This is a genomic window from Streptomyces sp. NPDC048462 (assembly GCF_043200175.1).
Classification (GTDB): Bacteria; Actinomycetota; Actinomycetes; order Streptomycetales; family Streptomycetaceae; genus Streptomyces.
The window spans coordinates 433,146-450,835 of record NZ_JBICXG010000001.1; the positions used below are offsets into that span (position 1 = coordinate 433,146).

Here is a 17,690-nt window from a genome sequence, read left to right on the forward strand (position 1 = left end):
GTGGACTCGCCGTCATTTCTCTGCAACTCTCTGACCGCAATACGCAAAAGTCCATCCTGTGGGCGCAGAAAATCATGCCCCCAACAGGTACGCAGAAAGAGCCGCGCCTTGGACGCGCCCTGCGCCGAGGCCGAAGATCGGGGACATATGAGAACGCAACGCTGGAGATGGCGGGTTCTTTCCGCCGCTGTCACCACCAGCATGCTGATGGTCGGCTGGCCGGCGATCAGCGCCTCGGCGGCCGGCGGCCCGAACATCGCCGCAGACCAGAAGGCGGCCGCGAGCAGCGCCGGCAGCGGGAAAGCCGCCGGGAACATCGCCGACGGTGAGCAGTCGACGTACTGGGAGGGGTCGAGCAGCGCTCTGCCCCAGTGGGTGCAGAGCGACCTGGGCAAGGTCACGCGCATCGACCAGGTCACCCTGAAGCTTCCCGCCGACTGGAAGACCCGCCGGCAGACCCTGTCGCTCCAGGGCAGCGCCGACGGCACCAGCTTCTCCACGCTGAAGACCTCGGCCGCGTACACCTTCGCACCGGGCAGCTCCAACAAGGTGACCATCAGCTTCCCGGCCACCCGGGCCCGGTTCGTACGGGCGAACATCACCGCGAACACCGTCGCGAAGAACGGCCAGCTCTCCGAGCTGGAGGTCCGCGCGGCAGCTGCCTCGTCGGTGAACCTGGCCGCCGGCCGTACGCTCACGGCCAGCAGCTACACCCAGAACTACATCGCATCACAGGCCAACGACGGCAACGCGGCCAGCTACTGGGAGAGCCGCAACGGCGACCTGCCGCAGTGGATCCAGGCCGACCTCGGCTCCTCGGTGCGGGTCGACCGGGTGGTGCTGCGCCTGCCCGACGGCTGGGAGTCCCGCAGCCAGACGCTGAAGATCCAGGGCAGTACCAACGGCTCGGACTTCACCGACCTGACGCAGTCCAAGGCGTACACCTTCAGCCCGACGGCCGGCGAGACGGCGACGATCAGCTTCGACGCCACGACCACCCGCTACGTGCGCGTCCTGGTCTCCGCCAACTCCGTCCAGCCGGGCGCCCAGGTCTCCGAGCTGGAGATCTACGGCCCCACCACGGGCGACACCCAGGCGCCCACCGCGCCGACGCAACTGGCGTACACCGAGCCGGCCACCGGGCAGATCAAGCTGACCTGGAAGGCGGCGACGGATGACACCGCCGTCACCGGCTACGACATCTACGCCAACAACACCCTGCTGAGCAGCGTGGCCGGCAACGTCACCACGTTCACCGACACCCGTCCGACCGGCTCGACCGTGTCGTACTACGTCCGGGCCAAGGACGCGGCGGGCAACGTCTCGGGCAACAGCAACACCGTCACCCGGACCGGCGACACCGGGGACACCCAGGCACCGACCGCACCGGCCAGCCTGAGCTTCACCGAGCCGGGCGCCGGGCAGATCAAACTGGCCTGGCAGGCCTCCACCGACAACAAGGGCGTCACCGGGTACGACATCTACGCCAACAATGTGCTGCGCAAGAGCGTGGCCGGCGATGTCACCACCTACACCGACACCCAGTCGGCCGCCACCACGGTCTCCTACACCGTGCGGGCCAAGGACGCGGCGGGCAACGTGTCGGGCGACAGCAACACCGTCACCCGCAACGGCAGCACGAGCGCGGCGTCCAACCTCGCGATCGGCAAGCCCATCACCGCCTCGTCCGTGGTCCACACGTTCGTCGCGGAGAACGCCAACGACAACAGCCTGACCACCTACTGGGAGGGCGCGGGCGGCAGCTACCCGAACACGCTGACGGTGAAGCTGGGCGCGAACGCCGAGACCGACAGCGTCGTCGTGAAGCTCAACCCGGACAGCAGCTGGGGGGCCAGGACCCAGAACATCCAGGTGCTGGGCCGGGAGCAGAGCGCCTCGTCCTTCACCAGCCTGGTCGCGGCCAAGGACTACGCGTTCAGTCCGGGCAGCGGCAACGCGGTGACCATTCCGGTCAGCGGCCGGGTCGCCGACGTCCAGCTGAAGTTCAACTCCAACACCGGCTCCGGTGCCGGTCAGGTCGCGGAGTTCCAGGTGCTGGGCGCCCCGGCCCCCAACCCGAACCTTCAGGTCGCCTCGGTGACCGCGGCTCCCGCCGCGCCCGTCGAGTCCGACCCGGTCACGCTGACCGCGACGGTGCGCAACAGCGGTTCGGTCGCGGCTCCGGCGAGCAAGGTCGAGTTCCGGCTCGGCGGCACCAAGGTCGCCACCGGTTCCGTGGGCGCGCTGGCCGCCGGAGCCTCCACGCAGGTCAGTGCGGAGATCGGACCGCGTGACGCCGGCAGCTACGAGCTCAGTGCCGTCGCCGACCCGGCGAACGAGGTCATCGAGCAGAACGAGACCGACAACACCTACACCAGCGCGACCGCCCTGGTCGTCAAGCCGGTCGCCAGCTCGGACCTGGTCTCCACCGGGGTCAGCACCTCCCCGTCGGCCCCGTCCAACGGCCAGAACACCACGTTCTCCGTCGCCATCAAGAACCAGGGCTCGGTGGCGTCCGCCGCCGGCGCCCACGCCGTCACGCTCAGCCTGCTCGACGCCAAGGGCGCCACGGTGAAGACCCTCACCGGCACCTACAGCGGCGCCATCGCGGCGGGCGCCACCAGCGCGCCGGTGAGCCTGGGCAGCTGGACCGCGGTCAACGGCTCGTACACCGTGCGCACGGTGATCGCGGACGACGGCAACGAGCTCCCGGTGAAGCGCGAGAACAACACCACCACCAGCTCGTTCTTCGTCGGCCGGGGCGCCAACATGCCCTACGACATGTACGAGGCCGAGGACGGCGTCACCGGTGGCGGTGCCAAGGTCGTCGGTCCGAACCGGACCGTCGGAGACATCGCCGGTGAGGCCTCGGGCCGCAAGGCCGTGACCCTCGACAGCACCGGCAACTACGTGGAGTTCACCACCAGGGCCAGCACCAACACCCTGGTGACCCGGTTCTCCATCCCCGACTCCGCGAGCGGCGGAGGCATCGACTCCAAGCTGAACCTCTACGTGGACGGCACCTTCCTCAAGGCGATCGACCTCACCTCGAAGTACGCGTGGCTGTACGGCGCCGAGACCGGACCCGGAAACTCCCCGGGCTCGGGTTCGCCGCGGCACATCTACGACGAGGCGAACGTGATGCTGGGTAAGACCGTCCCGGCGGGCAGCAAGATCCGGCTCCAGAAGGACGCCGCGAACACCTCCACCTACGCGATCGACTTCGTCAGCCTGGAGCAGGCCGCACAGATCGCCAACCCGGACCCGGCCGCCTACGCCGTGCCCGCCGGATTCACCCACCAGGACGTCCAGAACGCCCTGGACAAGGTCCGGATGGACACCACGGGCAAGCTGGTCGGCGTCTACCTGCCGGCCGGTGACTACCAGAGCGCGAGCAAGTTCCAGGTCTACGGAAAGGCCGTGAAGGTCGTCGGCGCGGGTCCCTGGTACACCAGGTTCTTCGCACCCTCGGGCCAGGAGAACACCGACAACGGATTCCGTGCCGAGGCCAGTGCGAAGGGATCGTCGTTCGCGAACTTCGCGTACTTCGGGAACTACACCTCGCGCATCGACGGACCCGGCAAGGTGTTCGACTTCTCCAACGTCTCCGACATCACCATCGACAACGTCTGGAACGAGCACACGGTGTGCCTCTACTGGGGCGCGAACACCGACAGCATCACCATCAAGAACTCCCGCATCCGTGACACGTTCGCCGACGGCATCAACATGACCAACGGCTCGACGGACAACCACGTCGTCAACAACGAGTCCCGGGCCACGGGCGACGACAGCTTCGCGCTGTTCTCGGCCATCGACTCCGGTGGCTCGGACATGAAGAACAACCTGTACGAGAACCTCACCTCGATCCTGACCTGGCGCGCGGCGGGTGTCGCCGTATACGGCGGCTTCGACAACACCTTCCGCAACATCCTGATCGCGGACACCCTGGTCTACTCGGGCATCACGGTGAGCTCGCTGGACTTCGGCTACCCGATGAACGGGTTCGGTACCGAGCCGACGACCATCGAGAACGTCTCGGTGATCCGCTCCGGAGGCCATTTCTGGGGGACGCAGACCTTCCCCGGGATCTGGCTGTTCTCCGCCTCCAAGGTGTTCCAGGGCATCCGGATCAACCATGTCGACATCGTCGACCCGACGTACAGCGGCATCATGTTCCAGACCAACTACGTGGGAGGACAGCCACAGTTCCCGATCAAGGACACCGTGCTGAGCGACATCTCGATCTCCGGCGCCCGCAAGAGCGGCGACGCCTTCGACGCCAAGTCCGGCTTCGGACTGTGGGCCAACGAGATGCCGGAGGCCGGCCAGGGGCCCGCCGTCGGTGAGGTCACCTTCAACGGCCTGAAGCTGAGCGGCAACGCACAGGACGTGAAGAACACCACCTCCACCATGAAGATCAACATCAACCCGTAACCACCTCGCGCGCAGGAGCGCCGTCCGGCCTGCCGGACGGCGCTCCGTGGTGCGCAAATTCCTTGCGCCGACCCGTGAGAAGTTTGCGGAAGCGACCCCGCCCACCGGTCACGAACCGTGCGGAACCACCCCTGGCGTGCTGTCTCGGCCGTATGGAGCCGAGTGGCACGCCTCTGTCGTGCATCACACGAGGTGCGCAACGGACTGTCAAACTTTTACGAAAACTGCGCGAGATATTGCGTTCACATGTCGGCGCTGGTTGAGTGAACCTCGCCCCGGCAGAGAGCCGGCCGAGGGCCTTCCATGCTCATGCCCGAAGGGGACCATCGATGAGAAGTGCTGGGTTCAGCCGCACACGCCGTACAAGCCGTGCCTCAGCGGCTGCCCTTGTCACCGCACTCGCCCTGACCGCTCTCGCCTCCTGCGGCACGAGCAGCAGCAGCGACAACGGTGACAACGGCAGTGGATCCAAGGGTTCGTCCGACCCGTCGGCGCCCCTCGACCCGAAGACGAAGGTGACGATCTCGATCGACTGCATGCCGCCGGCGGCCAAGGCCGCCGAGCTGCGTGAGTGGAACGAGGACATCAAGACGTTCAAGAAGACCTACCCGAACGTCACGATCAACGGGAAGTCCACTCCCGGCCAGTGCAACGAACCGCCCCGCTTCACGGCGATGCTGAAGGGCAAGTCGCAGCCCGACGTCTTCTACGCGTACTTCAGCGACCTCCAGCAGGTCCTGGACAACAACGGCGCCGAGGACATCTCCGCCTACGTCACCGACAAGACGGTGCCCGCGCTCAAGGACATCCAGACCCAGGTCATCGACGTGGCCCGCAAGGACGGCAAGCTCTACGCCCTGCCGACCAGCAACTACACCATGGGCCTGATGATCAACCGGAAGCTGTTCACACAGGCCGGTCTGGACCCGAACAAGCCGCCGACCACGTGGGACGACGTCCGCACGGCCGCGAAGAAGATCGCGGGCCTGGGCAAGGGCATCTCCGGCTACGGGGAGTACAGCGCCGGCAACAACGGCGGCTGGCACTTCGCGGCGGCCCAGTTCGGTCTCGGCGGGGACGTCGTGGACGCCTCCGGCAAGAAGGCGGCCTTCAACAACGCCACCGGCAAGCAGGTCCTCCAGCAGCTGCACGACATGCGCTGGGAGGACGACAGCATGGGCAAGACCCAGCTGCTGAAGTGGGGCGACCTCCAGAAGCAGATAGCCAGCGACAAGCTGGGCATGTTCCTGGCCGCCCCCGACGACATCGCCTACATGGTCCAGCAGCTCGGCGCCAAGTACGAGACCTTCGGCCTGGGCCCGATCCCGGGCGGCAAGGGCACTCTCTTCGGCGGCAACAACTACATGATCAAGAAGGGCAGCTCGCCCGACCAGATCAAGGCCGGCATCGCCTGGCTGAACTTCAAGAACCTCACCCCGGGCAAGGGACAGTTCGACTGGGCCCGCACCAAGGCCGACAAGCTCCCCGTCGGACTGCCGCAGCCGAACTTCTTCCTCAACGAGTCCAAGACCAAGGACGACGCGGCACGCGCGACGGACGCGACGATGCCCGTCGAGAACTTCAAGGCCTTCATGGACAACCCCGTCCCGGGCAAGGCCGAGCCGCCGAAGGCGCAGGAGGTCTACAAGATCCTCGACAACGCCATGTCCGGTGTCCTGACCAACAAGGACGCCAACATCGACAAGCTGCTCTCCACCGCCGAGCAGCAGGTCAACCAGGTACTGGCGAACCAGTAACGGACGCGTGGGACCGGGTCACGCGGACCCGGTCCCACATTCCGGACCCGTCCGATCTACTGCGCTTCAGTTCACCGGCACCTAGGAGACACCATGTCGGCCCCTACCCTGTCCTCCCGTAAGGCCGCCGGGCCCCGGCCGGGACACCCAGGCCCCGCACGCCGGACCTCCGCCCGCGAGGAGTTCCTGCGCGCCGTGCGCCGCAACATCTCAGCCCACGGCTTCCTCATCGGAGCGGTGCTCTGCTTCTCGTTCTTCTCCTGGTATCCCATGGTCCGGGAGTTCATCCTGGCCTTCCAGAAGACCGAGGACGGCAAAACCACCTGGGCCGGCTGGTCCAACCTGAGTTACGTCTTCAACGACCCGGCGTTCTGGCAGGCCTGGCGCAACACCCTTCAGTACACCGTGCTGGCTCTGCTGCTCGGCTTCGTCGTCCCGTTCGTCGTCGCCGTCGTACTCAACGAGTTCCGGCACGCACAGGGTTACCTGCGCCTCCTGGTCTACCTCCCCGTCATGCTGCCGCCGGTCGCCTCCGTGCTGCTGTTCAAGTACTTCTACGACCCCGGGTACGGCCTCTTCAACCGCATCCTGGAGATCTTCCACCTGCCCGCACAGCAGTGGCTCCAGGACACCGACACCTCCATGCTCTCCGTCGTCATCGCGGCGACCTGGATGAACATGGGCGGTGCCACCCTGATCTACCTCGCCGCGCTCCAGGGCATCCCAGGAGAGCTGTACGAGGCCGCGGAACTCGACGGCGCCGGCCTGCTGCGCAAGATCTGGCACGTCACCATCCCGCAGACCCGGCTGATCCTCTCGCTGCTCCTGCTCATGCAGATCATCGCGACGATGCAGGTCTTCACGGAGCCGTTCCTGCTCACCAACGGAGCCGGCCCCGAGGGGTCCACGACCACCGTCGTCTACCTCATCTACCAGTACGCCTTCAACTTCAACAACTACGGCAGCGCGGCGGCACTCGGCCTCGTCCTGCTCGTCGTCCTCGCGGGCTTCTCCGCGGTGTACGTACGACTGAGCCGCAGCAGCGAAGACTAGGACGGGAGCACGACCATGGCATCGAACACGCTAGTCTCCCGGCGCGGGAGCGAGAGCCGCAGGGCCGGCCGCCGCAGAGCCGCACGCGCGGCCGACGTCGGACGCCAGCGGACCCTCATCTCACCGGCCCAGCTCGGCAGGCCCCGCGGCAAGACGTTCTACTGGATCACTTTCGCCGTAGTGGTCATCGTCTTCACCGTGGCCTTCCTCGGGCCGCTGTACTGGATGGTCACCGGTGGTCTCAAGACCACCCAGGAAGTCGTACAGAGCCCGCCCACGGCTTTCCCCGGCTCCATCCACACCGAGAACTACAGCCAGGCCTGGACGGTCATGGACCTGTCCAAGCTGTTGTTCAACACCCTGTACTACGCCTTCGGCGCGCTCGCCTTCCAGCTGGTCTTCGACGTCGCCGCCGCCTACTCGCTGTCCAAGCTGCGGCCGGTGTTCGGCAAGGTCATCCTCGGCATGATGCTGGCCACCCTGATGATCCCGGCCACCGTGCTGGTCGTCCCGCAGTACCTCACGGTCCTGGACGTACCCATCTTCCAGCGCAACCTGGTCAACTCGCCCTGGGCGATCTGGCTGCCGTCGGTCACCAACGCCTTCAACATCTTCCTGCTGAAGCGGTTCTTCGACTCGATCCCGCGCGAGCTGCTCGACGCCGCCTCCATCGACGGCGCCTCGCCGCTGCGCACCCTGCGCTCGATCATCCTGCCGATCTCCCGGCCGATCCTCGGAGTCGTCTCCATCTTCGCCATCGTCGGCGTGTGGAAGGACTTCCTCTGGCCGATGCTCACCCTGCCGGACCCGAGCAAGCAGACCCTCAACGTGGGCATCTACTCGCTGGCCAGCGGCGTACCGGAGAACATCCTGATCGCCGCGCTCACCATCGCGTCCATTCCCACACTGCTCATCTTCCTGATCTTCCAGCGCAACATCATGGGCGGTCTGACCGCGGGCGGCCTCAAGGGCTGACCCCCTCGCCACACCGCCCGGCACAGCCGCCCTCCCCCAGCACTCCGCCGCCGGCCCGGCCTCCTGCCCCGCTTGCGGGCCGGCGGCGGAGTACCACCTGCCCGAAAGGAACGCCACGTGGCAGCCAACCGTCCGTCCGAGCCCACCGCGAACTGGTGGCGCGACGCAGCCATCTACCAGGTCTATGTACGCAGTTTCGCCGATGGCGACGGTGACGGCACCGGCGACCTCGCGGGAGTACGGGCCAAGCTGCCCTACCTCGTCGAACTCGGCGTGGACGCACTCTGGTTCACCCCCTGGTACCTCTCGCCGCTCGCCGACGGCGGCTACGACGTGGCCGACTACCGCACCATCGACCCCGCGTTCGGCACCCTGGCCGAGGCGGAGAAGCTGATCGCGGAGGCCCGCGAACTCGGCATCCGCACCATCATCGACATCGTGCCCAACCACGTCTCCGACCAGCACGCCTGGTTCCGGGCAGCCCTCGAAGCCGGCTCCGGCAGCCCCGAGCGCGACCTCTTCCACTTCCGCAAGGGCCGCGGCCCGGACGGTGCGATCCCGCCCAACGACTGGGTCTCCGAATTCGGCGGCACCCCCTGGACCCGGCTGGACGACGGCGAGTGGTACCTCCACCTCTTCGCCACCCAGCAGCCCGACCTCAACTGGGCGCACCCGGCGGTCCGCCAGGAGCACGAGGAGGTGCTGCGCTTCTGGTTCGAACGCGGCGTCTCCGGCGTACGGATCGACTCCGCGGCCCTGCTCGCCAAGGACCCCGCCCTGCCCGACTTCGTCGTGGGCAGCGACCCGCACCCCTTCGTCGACCGTGACGAACTGCACGACATCTACCGCGCCTGGCGCGCCATTGGCGACGAGTACGGCGGCGTCTTCGTGGGCGAGGTCTGGCTCCCGGACACCGAGCGGTTCGCCCGCTACCTGCGCCCCGACGAACTGCACACCGCCTTCAACTTCAACTTCCTGGCCTGCCCCTGGGAGGCCGGACTGCTGCGGACCGCCATCGACGACACACTCGCCGAGCACGCCTCGGTCGGAGCCCCCGCCACCTGGGTCCTGTGCAACCACGACGTCACCCGCACCGTCACCCGCTACGGCCGCACCGAGACCGGTTTCGACTTCGCCGCCAAGACCTTCGGCACACCCACGGACCTGGCCCTGGGCACCCGGCGCGCCCGCGCCGCCGCCCTGCTCTCGCTGGCCCTGCCCGGCGCGGCCTACCTCTACCAGGGCGAGGAACTCGGCCTGCCGGAGGTGGACATCCCGCTGGACCGCATCCAGGACCCGATGCACTTCCGCAAGGGCGGCGCCGACCCCGGCCGCGACGGCTGCCGGGTGCCGCTGCCCTGGTCGGCCGAGGGGCCGTACGCCGGCTTCGGCGCCACCGCGCAACCCTGGCTCCCGCAGCCGGCCGACTGGCCTTCGTACGCAGCCGACCTGCAGAGCGGCGACCCGGACTCGATGCTCACGCTGTACCGCGAGGCGCTGCGGCTGCGCCGCGAGGAGCCGGGGTTCGCGACGGCGGGGGAGCCGGGCGCCCCCGAGCTGACCTGGCTGGACGCGGCCGCCGGGGTGCTCGCCTTCAGCCGGACCGACGGGCTCCTGTGCGTGGTCAACCTGGCCGACGGCGCGGCCGAGCTGCCCCGCCACAGCGCGGTGCTGCTGGCCAGCGGCCCGCTCGACGAGGCGGGCCGGCTCCCGCAGGACACCGCGGTCTGGCTGCGCGCCTGACCTGCGGACGGACGACGTGACTGCCCATGGACCCGGCGGGGCCCATGGGCAGGATCGCGGGGGGACGAGGGCTGCGGCACAGTAGGGCATATGGATGCCGCGAATGATCTGAATGCCCTCGCCGCCGAGCACCTGGCCGCGGCCCGCACCTCCGCGCACGGCCGCAGCGCGCACCTCCTGCTGCACCAGGAGCCGCTGCGGCAGACCGTCATCGCCCTGACCTCGGGTTCGGCGCTCGACGAGCACAACGCCCCGCCCGCCGCCTCCCTCCAGGTGCTGCGCGGCCGGGTCCGGCTCACCGCCGCCTCCGGCGATGTGGAACTGGCACCCGGACGGCTGCTCCCCATCCCGCAGGAGCGGCACGGGCTGCTCGCGCTGGAGGACGCCGTGGTGCTGCTGACAGCGGTCAACGGCTGACACCCCGGTCAGCCCCGGTCAGCCGCCGAGCAGCCCCGGTCGGCCGCCGGGCAGCGACAGGCGGCGCCGTCGCAGGAAGTCCCGCTCGGCCGTGTTCTCCGTCAGGCCCGCCGCCGCTTCGTAGGCGGCCGAGGCCTCCCGGGTACGGCCCAGCCTGCGCAGCAGCTCGGCCCGCACGGCGTGGAACACGTGATAGCCGCCGAGTTCCAGCGCGTCGACGAGCGCGAGGGCGGCGCCCGGCCCCCGTACCTCCGCCACGGCCACCGCACGGTTCAGCGCCACCACCGGGTTCGGCCCGGCCGCGAGCAACTGGTCGTACAGCCGCAGGATCTGGCCCCAGTCGGTGGCGGCGGTGCTCGCCGCGTCGCTGTGCACCGCGTTGATCGCCGCCTGGATCTGGTACGGACCGGGCCGGCCCCGCCGCAGGCACTGCCGTACGAGCGACTGCCCCTCGGCGATCAGCGCCCCGTCCCACAGCTCGCGCCGCTGCTCGTCCAGCGGCACCAGCTCGCCGTCCGGTCCCGAGCGCGCCGCTCTCCGCGACTCGCCGAGCAGCATGAGGGCCAGGAGCCCCACCGCCTCCGGTTCGTCGGGCATCAGCTCCGTCAGCAGCCGGCCCAGGCGAATCGCTTCCGCGCAGAGGTCCTCGCGGGCCGGCCGGTCGCCCGAACTCGCGGTGTACCCCTCGTTAAAGACGAGGTACACCACGGTGAGCACCGAGCGGAGCCGCTCGGGCAGATCGGCGTCGGACGGCACCCGGTAGGGGATCGGGGCGTCACGGATCTTGGCCTTGGCGCGCACCAGCCGCTGCGCCATGGTCGCCTCCGGCACCAGGAAGGCGTGGGCCAGCTCGGCGGTGGTCAGACCGCCGAGCAGCCGCAGGGTCAGCGCGACCCGTGCGGCAGGGGAGAGCGCGGGATGGCAGCAGGTGAACATCAGGCGGAGCCGGTCGTCGCGCACGGGGCCCTCCTGGACAGGTCCGGTCCCGGCACGCAGCAGCGCGGCCTGGGCGTGCCGGTCGTCGCGGGAGGCCTCCCGGCGCAGCCGGTCGATCGCCCGGTTGCGGGCGGTGGTGATGATCCAGCCGGCCGGCGCCTGCGGCAGCCCGGTCACCGGCCACCGGTCGAGCGCGGCGGTGAACGCCTCCTGGACCGCCTCCTCGGCGACGGAGATGTCACCGAACGCGCCGATGAGCACGGAGACGCACCGGCCGTACTCGGACCGGAAGAGACGCTCGATCTCCCGGACGGGCGGTGTCGGCCCGTCCGGCCCGCCACCCGGGACGGACCGGCCGGGCGAGCCCGTCATCAGGCCTCCACTTCACCCTCGAACGGGCGGACCTCGATGGGTAGCCCGATCGCCAGCGCGGCCTTGCGGCCCCAGTCGAGCGCGGCGTCCAGGTCGGGGGCGCGGACGATGCTGAGCCCGCCGAGGTACTCCTTGCCCTCGATGTACGGTCCGTCGGTGAGCACGGTGTCGCCGTCCTTCGCCCGTACGACGGTGGCCGTGGCCGGTGCGCTCAGACCGCCGTCGAAGACCCAGGCCCCGGCCCGCTGCAGCTCCCGGTGGAAGCCCTCGACGTTCCGCATGATCCGTGCCATCTCCGCGGGGGCGGGTGGCACGCCGTCGGTGGATGTGACGACGCTGAGCAGGTAGTGCTTCATGGTGGGCCTCCTCGGGTACGACGCCGGCGGCGTGCCGGCCTCTCACCCTCTATACGAACGACTGCCGCCAGGATCGACACGGACCCGGCCGTGTCGGACGATTTTCTCGCCCACATCTTTTGGGAGCGCTCCCAGAACGGCAGGATGACGGGATGACCTTGCGAACCGGCCCCCGCGCCTACCACCCGGACGACCGTGCGGCGCTCGCCGACATCTGTGTCCGGACGGCCGACAACGGCGGCGACTCCCGGCACCTGTACCCGGACCCGGAGCTGATGCCGTCGATCTTCGCCGCCCCGTACGCGTACCTCGAACCCGAGCTGGCCTTCGTGCTCGACGACGGGACGGGCCGGGCGGTCGGCTACATCCTCGGGACCGCGGACACCCCCCGGTTCGTGACGGAGTTCCGCGAGCGCTGGCTGCCCCTGGTCGAGGACCGCTACCCGCGGCCGGAGGGCGAGCCACGCGTCCCCGCCGACGGGATGATCGCCCTCCTGCACGACCCGGAGCGCATGGTCCTGCCCGAACTTGCCGCCCACCCGGCCCACTTGCACATCGACCTGCTCCCCGAATGGCAGCGCAGGGGGTACGGGAGGGAGCTGATGCGTACCTTCCTGGCGGCCCTGAGCGCCAAAGGGGTCAAGGGGGTGCACCTGTCCATGCTCACCGCCAACACCCCGGCCAGAGCCTTCTACGACCGGCTCGGCTTCACCGAGATCCGGGTGCCGGACCCCGGGCCCGTCAGCTACCTGGTGCGCGGTACGGAGGCCGGCCGGTAGAACGGCGCCGCGGCGGGGGTGCCGTGCCGGATCCCTGGGCAGGTACAGGTGTACGAGCCCGAAACGGGGCGAAGCGGCCGGTGGCGAGAGGCGTGTGACGTGAGCGAGCAGACCTTATGGCAATTCTCCGACGACCGAGGGCAGTTGTCGTCCGCAGAGCGGCGCCCGACGCGGGTGCTCGCCTACGTCCAGGCCGGGGCGACCCTGTGGGACCACGGCATACGGCCGGTCGCGATATTCGGCTCCGGCCATGACGACCCGGCCGTGCCCGACACCGCGAAGACCGGATCGCTGCCCCTGGCCGAGATCACCTACACCGGCGCGGGCCCCGCCCTGGACGTGGAGACGCTGCTGGGCTGCGAGCCCGACCTGGTGGTGGCCGTCAGCTACGGCGGCGGCCAGGTCTACGGCCTCGCCCCGGAGACGGCCAAGCACCTGGAGGAGCACGTCCCGGTCGTCGTCATCGACGTGGGCCAGGCGCGCACCCTCGCGGAGACCGGCGACCGATTCGCCCTCCTCGCCCGGTCGCTGGGCGCCGAGGAGCCCGCGTCGGCCGCCCGGGAACTGGACGCCGCGCGGGACCGGCTGCGCGCCTTCGCCGTCGGACCGGACCGCACCCGGGTCCTCGCCCTGTCCCCGGCCGGGCAGCAGCAGGCGCACCTGGCCCGCCCCCGCATGTGGCCCGAACTGCGGGTGCTGGCGGAACTCGGCATCGACCTGGTGGAACCGGCCGAGGGGCCCGGTGCGAACTGGTCCACCGTCGACTGGGCGGACGCCGGGGCGCTGCGCCCCGCTGTCGTGCTCGCCGACATCCGGGTCAACGCCACCCCTCTCGCGGAGCTCCGTTCGAACGCGGAGTGGGCCTCGATCGAACGCGCCGCCCGGGTGGTGCCCTGGAACCCGGAGCCGGTGTGCAGCGCCCACGCCCACGCCCGGTTCCTGGCCCTGGTGGCCGACGCGCTGGGAGCGTAGGCGGGGCCGGACGGCGCCCGCGCCGATGCCCCGTACGGCCGCGTGCGATCGCGCGGGACGCCCTGGTTCGCCAGGCTGGCCGAGGAGTGTCCCGAGCCGGTACCCGCACGTCCCCAGGAGCAGACCATGCAGCAGGACAAGCACCCCGACTACCGTCCCGTCGTCTTCCGTGACCGTTCGGCGGGCTACGCCTTCCTGACCCGGTCCACCGCCTCCAGCGAGCAGACCATCGGCTGGGACGACGGGAACAGCTACCCCGTCATCGACGTCGAGATCTCAGCCGAGAGCCACCCGTTCTTCACCGGGAAGGCCCGGGTGGTCGACTCGGAGGGGCAGGTCGCCAAGTTCGAGCGCAGGTACGGCGAGGACGGCGGCGCGGACGCCTCCTGACCCGTTCGGCCCAGTGGGCGCATCCTCGGCGGGGGCTCGGCCGTTCGGCCTGCGGGGGCGTGAACGACGAGGGACGAGGGGAGAGCCGCGGCATGGTGCGGGACGGGGCGGCGACCGTGGTGACGGGCCTGGGTCTGGTGACCCCGGTGGGCGCCGACGAGCACACCTTCTGGGCGGGGCTGTGCGCCGGCACCGGTGCGGCCCGGCGCTGTGCGGAACTGGCCGGTCTGCCGGTCGACTTCGCCTGCCGGGCCGCCGGGCCCGATCTGGACGAGGCGGTGGGCGGACGCGCCGTGTTCCGGATGGCGCGGTTCGTGAAGATGGCCCTCGTCGCGGCCCGCCGTGCCGTGGCGGACGCGGGGCTGCGCCCGGACCGCTGGGACGGCGGCCGGGTGGGCGTCGTACTGGGCGTCGGCGTGGGCGGTGTCTCCGTACTCGTCGACAACGTCCGCAGGCTGGATGCCGACGGGCCGCTCGCGGTCTCCCCGCTCCTGGTCCCGATGATGATGCCGAACGCGGCGGCCGGGGAGGTCGCCATCGACCTGCGCGCCCACGGACCGAGTCTGGCACCGGCCACCGCCTGCGCGTCGGGCGCGACCGCGATCGCCCTCGCCCGCGACCTGCTGACGAGCGGTCAGTGCGATGTGGTGGTGGCGGGCGGCGCGGAGTCCGTGGTGACTCCGCTGGTGGTGACCGCGTTCGCGGGGATGGGGGCGCTCTCGGTGCGCACCGGTGACCCGGCGGGCGCGTCGAGGCCGTTCGCCGAGGACCGTGACGGCTTCGTCCTGGGCGAGGGCGCGGCCGTGCTCGTACTGGAACGGGCCGCGGACGTACGGGCCCGCGGCGGGCGGGCGCGCGCGGTGCTGGCCGGTGCCGGAGCGGCCACGGACGCCCACCACCCCACCGCACCCGACCCGCACGGCGGGGGCGCTCAGCGCGCGGTCGAGGGGGCACTGGAACGGGCGGGCTGGACCGCCGGCGAGGTGGACCACATCAACGCGCACGGCACCTCCACCCCGCTCAACGACGCCATGGAGGGCGCGCTGATCGCCCGGGTCTTCCCGCACCGGCCCTCGGTGACCGCACCCAAGGGCGTCATCGGGCACACCCTCGCGGCGGGCGGTGCGATCGAGGCGGTGGCCACCGTACTGACCCTGGAACACGGCCTCGTCCCGCCGATCGCCAACCTCGACGCCCCGCCGGCGGACTCCGGACTCGACTGCGTGACCAAGCAACCCCGCAGGCAGCGCGTCGAGCGGGCGCTCAGCCACTCCTTCGGATTCGGCGGCCACAACGTGGCCCTCGCCTTCCAGCGGGCCCCGGCACCCCGCTGAACAGGAAGGAAAGGGCCGCGATTGCCTGAATTCGGGTGTCCTGGCCGATTCTTGATCGTTCCATTCGTATGACCACAACGATCGACAGCCCCGTGGTGACCGCAGCCGGCCCGGAGCGGACGACGGACCGGCTCACCTCGGTGCTTCTGGGCCCCGACGCCCGCCGGGAGCACGGCTTCTGGCAGCGGCTCATCGCCACCGACGCGTTCCGCCGGCCCGCCGTGCCCGCGCCCGGCCCCACCCCCGACGAACGGCTCGCCCTCGCCCACGCACGGCTGCGCACCCTCAACAGCACGCTGGACAGCGGCGCCAGGCTGGCCGCCGACCCGCGCGCCCTGGCCGCGCTGCACGAATGGCTCGCCCCGGTGGACACCTCGCTCGCCACCGTCGCGGGGATCCACTACAACCTCTTCCTCGGCAGCCTGCTGGACCACGACGCCGACCGGTCCCGCGATCTCTCGGACTTCCTCGCGATGCGGCGCATCGGAACGTTTCTCTGTACGGAGGTGGCGCACGGCAACGACGCCGCCGCGGTCGAGACCACGGCCACCTACGACCGCGCCCGGGACGGATTCGTGCTGCACACCCCGCACCTGGGCGCGCAGAAGTTCATGCCCAACACCAGCCCGGCCGGCGGCCCCAAGAGCGGACTGGTCGCCGCCCGGCTCCTCGTCGGGGGCACCGACCACGGGGTCTTCCTGCTGCTGGTGCCCCTCACCGACTCCTCGCAGGCCCTGCCCGGGGTGCGGATCCGCCGGCTTCCGGCCCGGATGGGCAGCCCCGTCGACCACTGCCTGACCTCCTTCGACCAGGTGTTCGTGGAGCGCGAGGCGCTGCTCGGCGGCCGGCAGGGACGGGTCGACGACGACGGGGTGTTCCGCAGCGGCACCGCCGGGCGCAGACGCCGGTTCCTCGCCTCCATCGGCCGCGTCACCACGGGCCGCATCTGCATGAGCGCGAGCGCGATCGGCTCCGCCCGCGCCACCCTCGCCATCGCGGTCCGCTACTCCGGCCACCGGTACGTCTCCGCCGGCCGGGCGCTGCCGCCGCTGCCGGTGATCGCCCACCGCAGCCACCACGGCCCGCTCGCCGGGGCCATGGCCACCGTCTTCGCGATGAGCCTGCTGCACCGGCGGGCCCTGGACCGCTGGGAGGCGGCGGCACACGGGCCGGATCCGGAGCGCGAGGCGGCCGGGCGGCTGGTCGACATCGCCAAGGGCTGGATCACCTGGCAGGCCCGGTCCGTGATCGTCGAGTGCCGGGAACGGTGCGGCGCCCAGGGGCTGCTGGAGAACAACGGGATGAGCGAACTCGTCACCGGGGTGGAGGGTGCCATCACCGCCGAGGGCGACAACATGGCCATCCACGCCAAGGCCGCGTCCGAGATGGTCATCTCCGCGATGCCTGACGCACCGGAGGCCTGGGGCGCGGCGCTCGAGGGCCCGCAGACCGGCGACCTGGACGATCTCCGCTTCCTCGGCCGGCTCCTGGCCCACGTGGAGCGGATCCAGTTCGCCCGTTCCCGCGCCCGCATGGCACGGGCCCCGCACGGGGGTCCGCTGAGGCGGTGGAACGAGGGGTCCGGGCCCGCGCTGCGCGGAGTCGAGGCGCATGCCTGCCGGCAGGCGGCCGAGGCGTACGCGGACGCGGTCGACGGCCTGCCCGAGGGGTTTGCCCGCGAGCGGCTGAGCGAGCTGGCCCGGCTGTTCGCGCTGCGCCTGGTCCAGCACCACAGCGGGGACCTGCTCGTCGCCGGCCACCTCACGGCCGGCCAGGTCGAGGACCTGACGGAGCGCACCGAGCGACTCGTCGCCGCGGTGGCGAACCACCTGCCCGAGCTCGCCGACTCGTTCGCGCTGCCGGAGGAGGTGCTCGCCGACTGGCCCATCGCCGGAGCCCGCTACGCCGAGGCGTACGACGACCCGGGGGCGTCCTGGCACACGGGCGGGTCCCCGGCACCCGCCGGAGCCGGGCGATGAGCGGCTCGGCGGAGCTGGCGGTACCGCAGGGCGTTCGGCGCGCGGCCGACGTGGTCCAGGGCCTCGGCGTCGGTGCCGTACTGCTGGCCTTCTGGGGTACCGCGGCCGTGCTCTCGCGCTGGTGCACGGGGGCGGCGACACCCGCAGGCGAATCGGTTCGCCGCAAGGCGTAACTGGAGGAACGCTGCTC

The 17,690-nt window shown here is 70.5% G+C and carries 14 protein-coding genes; 12 read left to right on the forward strand and 2 right to left on the reverse strand.

The window, feature by feature from the left end; all coding sequences use genetic code 11:
* The first annotated feature begins 147 nt into the window (after positions 1-147).
* From ACGFU6_RS01765 to ACGFU6_RS01790, 6 genes are all read left to right on the forward strand, one after another.
* Complete coding sequence (locus ACGFU6_RS01765) at positions 148-4,437, forward strand: discoidin domain-containing protein (RefSeq protein WP_393607507.1); 4,290 nt, start codon at positions 148-150, stop codon at positions 4,435-4,437.
* Between the two features lie 329 nt (positions 4,438-4,766).
* Positions 4,767-6,194, forward strand: a complete 1,428-nt coding sequence (locus tag ACGFU6_RS01770) for an extracellular solute-binding protein (protein WP_393607508.1) — start codon at positions 4,767-4,769, stop codon at positions 6,192-6,194.
* Positions 6,195-6,287: 93 nt separating this feature from the next.
* A complete protein-coding gene (locus ACGFU6_RS01775; RefSeq protein ID WP_393607509.1) occupies positions 6,288-7,247 on the forward strand; it encodes a carbohydrate ABC transporter permease in 960 nt (319 codons plus the stop codon).
* A 15-nt stretch (positions 7,248-7,262) separates the two neighbouring features.
* A complete protein-coding gene (locus ACGFU6_RS01780; RefSeq protein WP_393607510.1) occupies positions 7,263-8,222 on the forward strand; it encodes a carbohydrate ABC transporter permease in 960 nt (319 codons plus the stop codon).
* Between the two features lie 117 nt (positions 8,223-8,339).
* Positions 8,340-9,965 carry a glycoside hydrolase family 13 protein gene (locus ACGFU6_RS01785; protein ID WP_393607511.1) on the forward strand — a complete coding sequence of 542 codons (1,626 nt, stop codon included), beginning with the start codon at positions 8,340-8,342 and terminating at the stop codon, positions 9,963-9,965.
* 90 nt (positions 9,966-10,055) lie between these two features.
* On the forward strand, positions 10,056-10,382 hold the full coding sequence (locus tag ACGFU6_RS01790) for a cupin (RefSeq protein ID WP_393607512.1): 327 nt from the start codon (positions 10,056-10,058) through the stop codon (positions 10,380-10,382).
* Between the two features lie 18 nt (positions 10,383-10,400).
* Here the strand turns inward: ACGFU6_RS01790 and ACGFU6_RS01795 are convergent, their stop codons facing one another.
* Positions 10,401-11,690: an RNA polymerase sigma factor gene (locus tag ACGFU6_RS01795; protein ID WP_393607513.1), complete on the reverse strand. Its 1,290-nt coding sequence runs from the start codon at positions 11,688-11,690 to the stop codon at positions 10,401-10,403.
* Complete coding sequence (locus tag ACGFU6_RS01800; protein ID WP_393607514.1) at positions 11,690-12,046, reverse strand: YciI family protein; 357 nt, start codon at positions 12,044-12,046, stop codon at positions 11,690-11,692. Before ACGFU6_RS01800 ends, ACGFU6_RS01795 begins: the two co-directional genes overlap by 1 nt.
* 152 nt (positions 12,047-12,198) lie before the next feature.
* Between ACGFU6_RS01800 and ACGFU6_RS01805 the strand changes: the two genes are divergently transcribed.
* The 6 genes from ACGFU6_RS01805 to ACGFU6_RS01830 all read left to right on the forward strand — a co-directional run bounded on the left by ACGFU6_RS01805 (position 12,199) and on the right by ACGFU6_RS01830 (position 17,673).
* Positions 12,199-12,825 (forward strand): GNAT family N-acetyltransferase, encoded by a 627-nt coding sequence (locus ACGFU6_RS01805; protein ID WP_393607515.1) that lies wholly within the window; start codon positions 12,199-12,201, stop codon positions 12,823-12,825.
* 99 nt (positions 12,826-12,924) lie between these two features.
* The gene (locus ACGFU6_RS01810) at positions 12,925-13,797 is read left to right on the forward strand and encodes an ABC transporter substrate-binding protein (protein WP_393607516.1); all 873 of its coding nucleotides are present in this window, start codon (positions 12,925-12,927) and stop codon (positions 13,795-13,797) included.
* A gap of 126 nt (positions 13,798-13,923) precedes the next feature.
* On the forward strand, positions 13,924-14,187 hold the full coding sequence (locus ACGFU6_RS01815) for a type B 50S ribosomal protein L31 (protein ID WP_393607517.1): 264 nt from the start codon (positions 13,924-13,926) through the stop codon (positions 14,185-14,187).
* A 92-nt stretch (positions 14,188-14,279) separates the two neighbouring features.
* On the forward strand, positions 14,280-15,521 hold the full coding sequence (locus tag ACGFU6_RS01820; RefSeq protein ID WP_393607518.1) for a beta-ketoacyl-[acyl-carrier-protein] synthase family protein: 1,242 nt from the start codon (positions 14,280-14,282) through the stop codon (positions 15,519-15,521).
* A gap of 68 nt (positions 15,522-15,589) precedes the next feature.
* Positions 15,590-17,500 carry an acyl-CoA dehydrogenase gene (locus tag ACGFU6_RS01825; RefSeq protein WP_393607519.1) on the forward strand — a complete coding sequence of 637 codons (1,911 nt, stop codon included), beginning with the start codon at positions 15,590-15,592 and terminating at the stop codon, positions 17,498-17,500.
* Positions 17,497-17,673, forward strand: a complete 177-nt coding sequence (locus ACGFU6_RS01830; protein ID WP_393607520.1) for a hypothetical protein — start codon at positions 17,497-17,499, stop codon at positions 17,671-17,673. The genes ACGFU6_RS01825 and ACGFU6_RS01830 overlap by 4 nt, the downstream gene beginning before the upstream one ends.
* Positions 17,674-17,690: the final 17 nt, after the last annotated feature.